The sequence below is a fragment of the Streptomyces sp. NBC_00582 genome, from assembly GCF_036345155.1.
Lineage (GTDB): Bacteria > Actinomycetota > Actinomycetes > Streptomycetales > Streptomycetaceae > Streptomyces.
The window spans coordinates 9,044,977-9,057,463 of the sequence record NZ_CP107772.1; the positions used below are offsets into that span (position 1 = coordinate 9,044,977).

Here is a 12,487-nt window from a genome sequence, read left to right on the forward strand (position 1 = left end):
GATGTTAGGGCAGAGGCGCAAAGGGGCAGCAGAGGGCGCGGCTGTGACCTTTCCCTCGCCGAGCATGTGATTGCCTTCACCGGTCGTCCGGATCACCGGTTCCGGCTCTCGTAGCCGGCCCGGCCGGACCCGATCTCCGCGGGTGCGCCTGGCCCTGACCCGTTCGGCCCACCCCGGAGGCACGTCCCCGTCCTGACGGGGACGTTGGAGTCGTGAGTGACAGCCCGCAGGCCACGTTGGCCGGTGTGCGCGGGCCCGGCGACTTGCGGGCCGGAGGTTCCCGGTGGCGGTCGCGGGGCGACGCGGGACTCCTGGCCGTCGTCGGCGCGTTCACCCTGGCCCAACTCCTGCTGGTACGGCCCGGGATGGGACTCGGCTGGGACGAGTCGGTGTACGTCAGCCAGGTGTCGTCGCACGCCCCGGCGGCCTTCTTCAGCGCCCCGCGCGCCCGTGGCGTCCCCTTGCTGGTGGCGCCGGTCGCGGCCTGGTCGTCGTCCACCGCGCTGCTGCGGACGTACCTGGCCGTCCTGTCCGGGCTCGGACTCCTCCTCGCCCTGCGCGCCTGGCGCGGCGTCTTCCCGGCCCGTGTGCTCACGACCGCGGGCGCCCTGTTCGCCGGCCTGTGGGTCACCCTGTTCTACGGCCCGCAGGCCATGCCCAACCACTGGGTCGCCGTCGGCGCCTTGGCCGCCACGGGGTACTTCCTGCGCGCCCGGACCGCGCGAGCTCTGTGGGGGCTGGCCCTGAGCGCCGCGCTCATGGCCCTGATGCGCCCCACGGACGCCCTCTGGGCGGCCCTGCCCCTGCTCGTCCTTCTCGTGGGCGTACGGCGCTGGCGGCGCCCCGCGCCCCTGCTGGCCCTGGCCGGCGGCCTCGCCCTCGGAGCCGCCCCGTGGGTGATCGAGGCGTACGTCTCCTACGGCGGCCCGGCGCGGCGCCTGTCCGACGCCTCCCGCGTCCAGGGCGGCCTCGGCTGGAACATCGCCGTCATGGACCAGGTGCGCGGTCTGTCCGGACGTACGCTGTGCCGCCCGTGCACCGGTGACCCGCCGCCCGTCGTGGTCACCCTGTGGTGGTGGGCCCTTCCGCTGCTCGCCGTCGGCGCGGCCGTCGTCGCCCTCCGCGCCCGGCGCACGGCCCCCACCCTGGTACCGCTGGCGTGCGCCGCCTCGGCGGCCTTCCCCTACCTCTTCCTGATCGGCTACGCGGCCCCCCGCTTCCTGCTGCCCGCCTACGCGCTGCTCGCGGTGCCGGTCGCCGACCTCCTGGTGCACCGGGCCAGGTCACCGGGCCGGATCCGTCGGCGGCCGGCCCCGGCCCTGCTGACCCTCGCCCTGGCCGTGCACCTGGCCGTGCAGTTCGCGGTGCTGGAACACACCGTGCGGCGCACCACCGCCGCGCACCGCGAGTGGGCCCGCACCGCCGCCGCACTGCACCGCCTCGGCGTACGCCCGCCCTGCCTGGTGACCGGGCGCGACTACGTCCCGATCGCCTTCCACGCGGGCTGCGCGTCCGCGGCGGTCCGCGGCCACGACGCCAACACCGGCGCGGCCGGTCTCGCGGCCACGGCCCGGCGGCTGCCCGTCGCCGCGCTCGTACGGCCGGGCGGCGCGCCACCCGCCTACGCCCGCTCCTGGACGCCGGCCCGGGCGGGCGCCCTGGACGTCTACCTGGCCCCGGGCGTCAGCGCACCGGGAAGCCGAACGAGTAGCCCTGCTCCTTGAGCCAGGGCAGGACCTGGCGCAGGGCCTCGACGGTCTGGGAGCGGTCGCCGCCCGCGTCGTGGAAGAGGATCGTCGGTCCGTTGGTCACCTCGCGCTCGACGGTGGCGACGATGGTGTCGGCGCCCGGCCGTTCGAAGTCCTTGGAGTCCACGTTCCAGCCCAGCGGGCGCATGCCCCGGGAGGCGGCGAGCTTGCGGCTGTACGGGGTGAACGCGCCACCGGGGGCCCGGTAGTACATCGGCCGCACGCCCCCGGACGCCTCGGTGATCATGCGTTCGGCGTCGAGTATCTGCTGCGACTGGTACGCCTCGGACTTCTTGTCCATGGTGGTGTCGTGCGACACCGAGTGGTCGCACAGCCGGTGCCCGGCCGCGACCACCTGCTTCACGAGGTCCGGGTGGGCCTGCGCCTGCGTCCCCACCATGCAGAACGTGGCCTTCACCCCGTACTCCCGCAGCACGTCCAGGACCTGCGGGGTCCACTCGGGGTCGGGGCCGTCGTCGATGGTGATGTTGACGCCCCGCGCCCCCTTGTCCGAGGCGTGCGCGATGGTCACGTCCACCGGCTTGATGTCGGCGCCCGGCTCGGCGGAGCTCGACGCACGGGCGGACCCGGTCCCCACGGCACCGGCCTGTGTGGCCCACACCGAGGCCCCGGCGGCCAGCACCGTCACCCCGACCGCCGCCGCGGCGACCTTGCCGTACCAGCCCCGCCCGCTGTGCCGCGCCATGTCCGCCCCACTTTCCCGCAGTTCCGCGTCGACCCTCGGTCGCCGTCCCGATCACCTGGCAGGACGAGGGCGTGGGACCACGGGATCCCTTCGTTACGAAGCACGGACCATTCCGGGGGAGTTCACGGACAACTCGGCGGGCGGCGGCCGGTCGGTGCCCCCGATCGGCCCTGCCGCACATGCGGAGGCGGCTACTCCGAGTACACTATCATCACACTCTGTAATCATATGGGTGTGGTGTGTCCGCATCGATGGTCTGCCCGCTGCTGCCTTGGAGGCGATTCATGGCATCCGTGCCGCGTCGTGGAGTACTGAAGGGCCTGCCGCTCGCGGCCGGGGCGGTCCTCGCCGGGAGGGCGACGAGCGCACAGGCGGCGAGCACGCCCGCCACGGGCGCGCGCGCGACCACCGACGTCCCCTTCCCGCAACCCGCGACCCGGACCGTCCGGCCCCGCCCGCGCCGGCTGGAGACCCGGCTGACGGTCGGGTTCACCGAGCAGCACGTGCCCGACGTCGGCACCGTGCTCACTCGCACCTACGACGGGTCCCTGCCGGGCCCGACGCTGCGGGTGCGCCCCGGGGACTCCCTGCAGATCACGCACGTCAACGCGCTCCCGCCGAACACCGGGCCGGCCCACCACGACCTCGGCATGAACGTCCCGCACGGCTTCAACACGGTCAACCTGCATCTGCACGGCATGCACGTCGACCCCGCGGGCGAGGCGGACAACGTCTTCCGCTCCTTCGAGCCCGCCGGCACCGCCCGCCGCACCACGACCTGGCGCAGCGTCGTCGACGTCCCCGCCCACCACCCCGCCGGCACGTTCTGGTACCACCCGCACCACCACGGCTCCACCGCGACCCACCTCCTGAACGGCCTGGCCGGGGTGATCGTCGTGGAGGGCGACATCGACGCGGTGCCCGAGGTCGCCGCGGCGAAGGACATCGTCGTCTGCATCAACGAACTCAAGATGTCCGGCGGCAAGGTGCCCGACCTGACCTCGGAGACCACCTACGACCGCATCCCCTCGACCTTCCTGGTCAACGGCGCGCTGAGCCCGGTCCTGACCATCGCCCCGGGAGAGGTCCAGCGCTGGCGGCTCGTCAACGCCGGGGCGCTCACCACGCTCTATCTGTCCCTGGACGGGCAGAAGATGCACCAGATCGCCTTCGACGGCATCACCTTCATGAAACCGGCCGCCGTCACCGCCCTCCAGCTTCCCGTGGGCGGCCGGGCCGACCTGCTGGTCCGCGGCGGCGAGCCCGGCGTCTACCGGCTGACCGCGGGCGGAGTGAGCCGGCCCCTGATGACGCTCAAGGTCACCGGCACCCCGCGCCGGATGTCACTGCCCACCCGGCTGCCGGGCCGGCCCACCACCCTGCCCGCGCCCACCCGCAGACGCTCGCTGATCTTCCGCAGCTACGAGAACGTCCTCACGGGGGACTTCCGCAACGCCTACCGCATCCTCGGCGACGGCGAGACCCCGCCCGCCGACCCGCAGGCCGGGCGCGCGGACCTCCAGTGGGGCCGCTTCCGGCCCGACTACGTCAACCACCGCGTCCGTCTCGGCGAGGTCGAGGAGTGGACCGTCACCAACGACTCCCGCACCCACGCCCACCACCCCCTCCATCTGCACACCAACCACTTCCTCGTCACCGCGGTCAACAACCGCCCGCTGGCCACACCCGTCTGGCACGACACCGTGGGCCTGCCGCCCCACGGATCGCTCACCTTCCGGCTGCGCGCGGAGGACTTCACCGGGCGCGCGATGGTGCACTGCCACCAGTCCCAGCACGAGGACGAGGGCATGATGCAGATCGTCGAGTACGTGCGCTGACGGCACGAGGACGGCTCCCGGCCGAAGGAGCCGGGAGCCGTCCGGGACGACGGGAGCGGGGCTACTCGACCTTGACCCAGTCGAGCGTGCGCTCCACCGCCCGCTTCCAGCCGTCGTAGCCCTCCGCGCGCTGCTCCTCGGACCACTGCGGCTCCCAGCGCTTGGACTCCTGCCAGTGGGTGCGCAGTTCGTCCTGGCTCTGCCAGAAGCCGGTGGCCAGGCCCGCCGCGTAGGCGGCACCGAGCGCGGTGGTCTCGGCGACGACCGGACGGCTCACCGGCACGCCGAGCACATCGGCCTGGATCTGCATGCACAGATCGTTCGCGGTGATCCCGCCGTCCACCTTCAGGACGTCGAGATGGACCCCGGAGTCCTGCTCCATGGCCTCGACGACATCACGGCTCTGGTAGCAGATGGCCTCCAGGGTCGCCCGCGCCAGATGCTCGTTGGTGTTGTACCGGGCGAGCCCGACGATCGCGCCGCGGGCGTCGGAACGCCAGTACGGGGCGAACAGACCGGAGAACGCCGGGACGAAGTAGCAGCCGCCGTTGTCCGCGACGCCGCGGGCCAGCGTCTCGCTCTCGGGCGCACTGGCGATGATCTTCAACTGGTCGCGCAGCCACTGCACCGCGGACCCGGTCACCGCGATCGAGCCCTCCAGGGCGTAGATCGCCGGGCTGTCCTGGAACTGGTAGGCCACGGTGGTGAGCAGCCCGTTCTGGGAACGCACCAGTTCCGTACCGGTGTTGAGCACCAGGAAGTTGCCGGTGCCGTAGGTGTTCTTCGCCTCGCCCGGCGCGTAGCAGACCTGGCCGACGGTGGCCGCCTGCTGGTCGCCGAGCACGCCGGCGATGGGAATGGCCTCGCGCAGCGGCCGGGAGGTCCGGGTGGTCCCGTACGCCTCCGCGTGCGAGGAGGGGTTGATCTTCGGCAGCATCGACCGCGGAATGTTGAAGAACCCCAGCAACTCGTCGTCCCAGTCGAGGGTTTCGAGATCCATCAGCATGGTGCGGCTGGCGTTGGTCACATCGGTGGCGTGGATGCCGCCGTCGGGACCGCCGGTCAGGTTCCACAGGACCCAGGCGTCGGTGTTGCCGAAGACCGCGTGGCCCTGCTCGGCCGCCTCACGGACGCCGTCGACGTTCTCCAGGATCCACTGGATCTTCCCGCCGGAGAAGTACGTCGCCGGCGGCAGCCCCGCCTTGCGGCGGATGACGTCGCCCTTGCCCTCGCGTTCCAGGGCGGCGGCGATGGAGTCGGTGCGGGTGTCCTGCCAGACGATGGCGTTGTAGTACGGCCGGCCGTTGCGCGGGTCCCACACCACGGTGGTCTCGCGCTGGTTGGTGATGCCGATCGCCGTCAGGTCGGTGGGGGACAGGTTCCCGTGCCGCAGGGCGTTCTGGATCACGGAGTTGGTGCGCTCCCAGATCTCCACCGGGTCGTGCTCGACCCATCCCGCCTTGGGGAGGATCTGCTCGTGTTCCAGCTGGTGCTTCGCCACCTCGTTGCCGCTGTGGTCGAAGATCATGAAACGGGAACTGGTGGTGCCTTGGTCCACCGCTCCCACGAAGTCCGCCATGGGGATGCCGCCTCTTTCGTCGGGGGTGTCAGTCCTCGGGAGCCGGTACGCGACCGGGAGGCTCGGGCTCCGCCGTGGGCAGGAACCGGCCGATGAAGAACTTGTAGAGGAAGGCGCCGAGCAGTCCGCCGATCAGTGGACCGACGATCGGCACCCAGAAGTACAAGTTGTCGTACTGATCTCTCCAGGCTGTGCCGTACCCCGTGATGAAACTCGCGAGTCTGGGGCCGAAGTCACGTGCCGGGTTGATCGCGTATCCCGCGTTGGTGCCCCACGCCATGCCGATCGCCACGACGATCAGGCCGACGATGAACGGGGCCAGATTCGCCTGGGGCGGGTTGTTCAGCAGGTCCGTGACGGCCAGGATCAGCAGCAGCAGAATGGCGGTGCCGATGACCTGGTCGCGGAACGCGCCCCACTCGTGGACCGGCAGATTGGGGTTGCCGTTGGCCGGGAGAGTGGAGAACACGCCCTGGGACTTGATGGTGTGGCCCGGGTCGTACTTCCCCAGTGCCTCGGTGTAGTTCCAGCGCACGATGAGGGCCGCGACGAAGGCACCGAGGAACTGGGCCACGATGTAGGGCCCCACCTTCTTCCACGGGAACCCCTTGAACGTCGCCAGGGCGACCGTCACCGCGGGGTTGAGGTGCGCGCCGCTCAGGCGTCCCGCGACGTAGACGCCGAGGGTGACGCCGAGACCCCAGGCCCAGGCGATGCTGTCGTGGTTGCCCAGCCCGCCCGGGGGTGTCGTCAGTCCTCCGCCGGCCACGACCTGGGCCACCACGCCACAGCCGAAGAGGATCAGAACCATGGTTCCGGCGAATTCGGCCGACACTTCGCCGACCAGCACCGATCTTTTCAGCCGCTCAGCCATAGCAGCTCGATTCCCGCCGGCCTCAGGACCGGCCGTAGATTGCCCCGAGTCCTCACGGGATCAGAATAGGACGATCAAGCCCTTACCGCACATACAGAATATTTATCTGCGCGGGTCCGGGTGGCTGCTTCCCGGCGGTCTGCCGGGGATTCGGTGGAGAAAGTTTGGTTGAATTCTGTAGTTCGCAGGGAGAGGAACGGCGCGTGAGTGAACCGACTGGTCTGGCCTGCCCGGAATGCGGTGTCCCCAGGGCGGCGGACGGCGGTCCGGCCTGCTCCTGCGCCCGCCGCGCGGCCGACGCCCACCTGGAGACCCGCGCGGCGGAGGCGGCGGCCGCGGAGGACTTCGACCCCCTGCGCATCCGCCCCTTCGCGGAACCGGCGGTCACGACGGAGGACACCGGGAACTTAGCCACCCGGCCGGTCACCGGAGCCACGGGCGCACCGGTGCCGTGGTCCCCGGAGGAACGGCCTGAGGAGGCCGCGGAAGGGGCCCAGGAAGGGGCCGAGGGGGCGGGAGGGGCTGGAGAAGCCGAGGGGTCCCCAGTGACCGGTGGCCGCCGACGGCCCCGGCGGCTCGTCCAGCTCACCGGGGTCGGAGCGGCCGCCGCGGTGCTGGTGACGGGAGGTGCCGTCGCCGCGCTGTTCAGCTACCAGAGCCCCTCGAGGGGCAGCGCGGGCCCCGAGGACATACGGGCCAGCGTGCCGGCCGGGGCCACCGGGACCGGCACCGCCGCCACCGGCCCGACGGCCTCGGCGTCCCCGACGCCGACCTCCGCGAGCCCGACCCCGTCACAGAGCGCCACCCCCACCGAGAGCGCCGCGACCTCCACGGAATCCGCCGAGCCGACCGCGTCCCCGACCGGCACCGGAGCCACCTCCACCGCGGCCCCCGCTCCCAGCCCCACCGGCGGACCGTCCCCGGTGCTCCGCCCCGGCGACCGCGGCCCCGAGGTCACCGAACTCCAACTCCGCCTGCAGCAGGCAGGGTTCTACAGCGGAGACGCCGACGGCGAGTACGGCAGCGCCGTCGAGGCCGCCGTCCGCAACTACCAGCTCGCCCGGCTCGTCCTCACGGACGAGTCGGGCGTCTACGCGACGGCGACCCGGGCCGCCCTGGAGTCCGAGACCTCGGAGCCCTGAGCCGGGCTATGCGCCCGAGGGCGCCGGCAGGGAGACACCGAGGGCCACCGGGGTGCCGAAGTTCGGGGTGCCGTCCGCGTTCCGGGTGAGCTTCAGCGCCCGGGTCGTGCGGTTCATGTCGCAGCCGCCGCCCGCCGAGGAGTTGGCGTGGTACACCATCCAGTCCTCGGTCCCGTCGGGCGACTTGAAGAAGCCGTTGTGGCCCGGGCCGTACACCCCGTTGGCGTCGGACCGCTGGAAGACCGGGTTCGGCGACTTGACCCAGGACGAGGAGCTGAGCGGATCGCCCCCGTTGCAGGTGAGCATGCCGAGTTTGCAGTCGGGTGTGGAGCAATGGAGCGGACCCCGTTCAACGTCGTCGCCACCTCACCGGCCGAGGACGGCCGGGCCTTCTTCTACGCCAACACCCTGCACCGCCGCCGCCGGGGCACCGTGCCGCCGGTGGACGCCGAGAGCCCGCGCGCAGATTCCGGCCTGCGCGCGCCTGGTTCGCGGTGTCGTGCCGTCCGGCCAACGTGGCCCGCACCCTGGCCGCGCTCCCCGCCTACCTGGCCACGGAGGACGACCACGGCCCCCAGCTCCACCAGTACGCCGACGCGGAGATCTCCACCGCCGGCATCGGGCTGACCATGCGCACCGACTACCCGACGGACGGACGCGTGACCGTACGGATCGACCGGTCCCCGGAACCGCCCGTGGACCCTGCCGCTGCGCGTGCCCGAGTGGGCGGACGGCGGCACGGCCCGGCTGGTCGACCCGGACGGCGTCCGCCGTACCGCCCGGCGGGGCACGGCCACGGTCACCCGTGTCTTCCGCGCCGGCGACGAGGTCCCTCTCGAACTGCCCGTCGCGCCCCGCTGGACCGAGGCCGACCCGCGCGTAGACGCCGTACGCGGCACGGTCGCCGTGCAGCGCGGGCCGCTCGTGTACTGCGCCGAGTCCGTGGACCTCCCGGACGGCCGGGAGACCGACGCGATCCGCGTGGACACCTCCGCCGCGCCGCGGAACGGCCCCGACGGCACCGTGGTCGCGCCCGGGGAACTCACCGCACCCGACGCACGGGCCTGGCCGTACCGACCGCTCGACCGGACCCCCTCGTCCGCCGCCGCCGCCGACCGCACCGGCATCGTTCTCGTGCCCTACCACTCCCGGGCCGACCGGGGCCCGTCGACGATGCGGGTGTGGCTGCCGACGACCGGCCCCCACTGACCCCGCCCGCGGGCCGGGCTGACCTTCCTCGACGTCCTCCGGGCGGGAGCGCCGTTCCCGTCCCGGGCCCGCTTCGTGCACGCGGTGCCAGCGCTCGCCGGCGCCCCTCAGCGCCGTACGAGCGTGATCCGGTACGTCGTCGTCCGTGAGCCGTCCTCGGCGGTCACGGCGACGACGGCCAGGGCACGTCCGGCCTCGCGGGTCCGTGTGACCGTGACCGTCGCGTACGGGTCGCGGGGTGTCGCCGTCACGACGGCCTGGGCGGGGTCGGCGCTCACCACGCGGTAGTCGGTCGTCCCCGGGTCGAAGGCCGCGACCGGGACGCCGGCCACCTCGATCGATCCGGCGGCCGCGTCGGCGGAGACCCCTGCCGTCCTGCCGTACACCTCGACCTCGCTCATCGTCATGTATCCGCCGGCCCGTGCCGTCATCACCAGCCGCACCCCGGTCGCCGGACCCGCCCTCAGCGGTACGTCGACCACCGGTGTGCCCTCCGTCCCGACCGGGATCTCGTCGCTCGCGTCGGTCCAGGCCCCGGCGGAGTCGCGCACCTGCGCCTTCAGGCTCGCCGGGAAGGAGGCGCTGCTCCCGTCCCGGTAGAAGCGCGCCACGAGCCGGGTGAGGTCGCGGGCCGTCGGCAGGGTGAAGGTGACGGTGTCGGAGGGGTTCTTGGTGGACCCCGGCTTCCAGTTGGACCAGGCCTTCTCGGTCGTGTCGCCGTTGCGCAGGCGCTCGGCGGAGTAGCCGCTCTCGGTGAAGGTGGCCGCGACGGAGACGGCGGGGTCCGGCGCGAGGTTGGTCTCGACCGGCTCGGTGACCTGGACCCGTACGGTCGCCGCGACCGTGCCGCCGTCCACCACCCGCGCGGTGCCGCGCAGGGTCACGACCCCCGCCCGCGCGAACGCCCCCTCGGGCGCGGGCTCCCAGGCCACCGGCAGATCGGTCCGGCCGCCGTGCGCGCCCACGCCGACGACCGTGGCAGGCAAACGGGGGCTCCCGCCGACGTAGGTCTTGGCCCGGCCGGGCAGCGTCGCGGTGACGGTGTCGACGGTGACGACCGCCTGCGCGGGGATCTCCCGGCCGAGCGGGTCGGTGGCCCGGCCGGTGACCCGGACCGTGCCGGGCTCGCGCCAGGACCGGTCCGGGGGGAGCCGCCACACCACGGGGAGGGAGCCGCGGGCGCCGTCGCGGTACACGGGGGTCACCGTCGAGGGGAGTTCCGGCGTCCGGCCGGGGGTGGTGAACACCGTGGCCGGGTCGGTGCGCAGCACGGTCTCGTCCATGACGGTCCAGCGCTGGTTCGCCGCCGAGGTCGGGGTGTACGTCGACACCGGGGCGCCGTCCGCCGTGGACTGTCCGGTGACGTCCAGGAGGCGGCCGGTCGCGGCGTTGACGAGGGTCCAGGTGCCGTCGCCTGTGGTGGACAGGATCCACTGCGCGGCGGCGCCGGGCTCGCCGTCGGCGGGGTCCTCCAGGACGGCCCGGTCGTCCCGTACGGCGAGCCGTCGGCCGGTGGCGGCGCCGACGACGGTGTAGCGCTCACGGTTGCCGCTGCCCCGCGTCACCTTCTCGACGCGCCAGAGCTGCGGTGCCGCGGAGGCGTCGGTCGTACGGATCACCGGCGCGCCGCCGTCCTGCGCCGGGGTGAGCGACTTCCCGCTCTGGGCGCCCTGGAGGCGGTAGACGTGCCCCGGCCGGACGAGTGCGGCGTCCTTCGCCACCCCGCCGACGCCCGAGACCAGGAAGGTCGTGACGGACTTCGCGGGGACGGTGAGCGTGGCCGACCGGCCGCCGACGGGGACCGGGGTGCCCCGGACCAGGGCGCCGTCCGCGCTCGTGACCACGGGGGTGACGGTGGCGCCCGGCGCGATCCTGCCGAACCGCGAGAGGTCGAGGGTCACGGTGCGGGCGGTCGTGCCGCCGTTGACGTGCACGACGGTCGCCGCACGGCCCGACCGGGCGACGGCGGCCACACTGGAGGTGTCGTCGACCTTCACGAAGTGGTCGCCGGGGCGGATGTAGTGGGTGAAGTTCCGGATCGTGTGGAACTTCGCGTTGGTGCGGATCGGGCAGGTCTCCAGGGTGTCGGCGGCGGTGCAGGTGAACGGGACGTGGATGCTGCCCCAGTTCTTGCCCGCCGCGGCCTGCGGGATCGCGTCCTCGACCGGCTGCCAGAACACCCAGGCGGAGGGCTCGAGTTCGCGGATGTCGTCGACCATCCGGCCGGCGATGCCGAGCCCCGGTTCCATGCCGGTGAAGTCGGTACCGGTGCCCCAGGTGCCCTCCACCTCGCTCATCCAGAGCTTCTTGTCCGCGCCCTTGGCGACGTCCCGGGCGCCGGTGCGCCCAGCGGTGCCGTAGGTGTGGACGTTGAGCTGGTCGACGGCGGCGCGGGCGGAGGCGTCGTAGGCGTTCCAGTTCTGTGTGAAGAGCGTGGGGTTGGTCTCGTCCATGGCCGAGACGCGGGCGTCGGTCGAGGCGCCCCGAAGGGCCTTGTCGAGGGCGAGGAGCACCTTCTGCTGGAGGGCGGGACCGGCGTGCGCGCCCTCCTGACGGCCGCCCGTGGGCTGACCGTCGGCGCCCAACTGGGTGCCCCAGTAGGTGGTGTTGGGCTCGTTGAGCGGATCGATGGTGTCGAAGGTGATGCCGTGTTCCCGCTCCAGTCGCTCGGTCACGCGGACGAGGTAGGCGGCGAAGTCGTCGACGCGGTCCGCGCGGATCTGGTCGGCGCCGGAGTCGAGGCCGCCGGAGACGTAGCCACTGACCGTCTGGAACCAGGGCGGCGAGTTGCTGAACGCCTCCCAGCGGGTGACCTTGTCCTTGATCTGGTCCACCCACCAGCGCTGTCCCGCGTCGGCGTCCCAGTTCCAGTGGCCGGGATCGTTCGGGTCCCACCAGTCCGTGTCCGTGCGGGTGGTGCCCTCGGGGGCCTTCCAGAAGCCCTCCATGGTCGCGCCCGTCTTCATGTAGTCGGTGCGGACGTCGGGCGCGTTGCCGCCGCCGATGTTGTAGCGCGCGATGTTCAGGCGCAGCCCGTCCTCGCCGAACAGCAGGTCGACCAGCCGGCGCCGGATGGGCTCGGGGTAGCCGCCGGTGGCGTTGGCGAACCAGACGAGGCTCGTCCCCCAGCCCTCGAACTCCTGCTGCCGGTACGAGGGATCGATCCGCACGGTCACCGCGCTCGGTGCCGGGGTGTCCGCGGCGGCGGCCGGGGCGGGGACGGTGACGAGGCCCGCGCCGAGCACCAGGGGCACGGCCGGTGCCACCGCCCGGATCATGCGCTGTCGTCCGGACATGGGACTCCCTTGTGGAGAGGCACGCAGAGACACGGAATCGACCAGAAGCGATCAGTCTCGGATATGCTCAACGAACAGTAATGAGCACGTCAAGA

At 72.7% G+C, this 12,487-nt stretch carries 8 protein-coding genes and 1 pseudogene; 4 read left to right on the top strand and 5 right to left on the bottom strand.

The annotated features are described in order from the left end of the window. The first annotated feature begins 212 nt into the window (after positions 1-212). Entirely contained in the window at positions 213-1,724 is a 1,512-nt protein-coding gene (locus OG852_RS41045; protein ID WP_330350524.1) for a hypothetical protein, read from the top strand. Here the strand turns inward: OG852_RS41045 and OG852_RS41050 are convergent. Next, positions 1,684-2,454 carry a polysaccharide deacetylase family protein gene (locus OG852_RS41050; RefSeq protein ID WP_330350525.1) on the bottom strand — a complete coding sequence of 257 codons (771 nt, stop codon included), beginning with the start codon at positions 2,452-2,454 and terminating at the stop codon, positions 1,684-1,686. The two genes, OG852_RS41045 and OG852_RS41050, sit on opposite strands and share 41 nt — an antisense overlap. 284 nt (positions 2,455-2,738) lie before the next feature. On the opposite strand from OG852_RS41050, the gene OG852_RS41055 reads away from it, so the two are divergent. After that, positions 2,739-4,292, top strand: coding sequence for a multicopper oxidase family protein (locus OG852_RS41055; protein WP_330350526.1), 1,554 nt, complete (start codon positions 2,739-2,741; stop codon positions 4,290-4,292). A gap of 61 nt (positions 4,293-4,353) precedes the next feature. Here OG852_RS41055 and glpK read toward each other — a convergent pair whose 3' ends face one another. Both glpK and OG852_RS41065 read right to left on the bottom strand, forming a co-directional pair. Then, positions 4,354-5,871 carry a glycerol kinase GlpK gene (gene glpK, locus OG852_RS41060; RefSeq protein ID WP_330350527.1) on the bottom strand — a complete coding sequence of 506 codons (1,518 nt, stop codon included), beginning with the start codon at positions 5,869-5,871 and terminating at the stop codon, positions 4,354-4,356. Between the two features lie 28 nt (positions 5,872-5,899). Continuing rightward, a complete protein-coding gene (locus OG852_RS41065) occupies positions 5,900-6,745 on the bottom strand; it encodes an MIP/aquaporin family protein (RefSeq protein WP_133915146.1) in 846 nt (281 codons plus the stop codon). A gap of 545 nt (positions 6,746-7,290) precedes the next feature. Here OG852_RS41065 and OG852_RS41070 point away from each other — a divergent pair. Continuing rightward, positions 7,291-7,887: a peptidoglycan-binding domain-containing protein gene (locus tag OG852_RS41070; protein ID WP_330350528.1), complete on the top strand. Its 597-nt coding sequence runs from the start codon at positions 7,291-7,293 to the stop codon at positions 7,885-7,887. Between the two features lie 6 nt (positions 7,888-7,893). On the opposite strand, the pseudogene OG852_RS41075 reads toward OG852_RS41070, so the two are convergent. Next, positions 7,894-8,223: pseudogene (locus OG852_RS41075) on the bottom strand (family 43 glycosylhydrolase); the annotation flags it as partial. A gap of 378 nt (positions 8,224-8,601) precedes the next feature. On the opposite strand from OG852_RS41075, the gene OG852_RS41080 reads away from it, so the two are divergent. Continuing rightward, positions 8,602-9,096, top strand: coding sequence for a hypothetical protein (locus tag OG852_RS41080; protein WP_330350529.1), 495 nt, complete (start codon positions 8,602-8,604; stop codon positions 9,094-9,096). 107 nt (positions 9,097-9,203) lie between these two features. Here OG852_RS41080 and OG852_RS41085 read toward each other — a convergent pair whose 3' ends face one another. Further along, entirely contained in the window at positions 9,204-12,392 is a 3,189-nt protein-coding gene (locus OG852_RS41085; RefSeq protein ID WP_330350530.1) for a glycoside hydrolase, read from the bottom strand. Between the last annotated feature and the right edge of the window lie 95 nt (positions 12,393-12,487).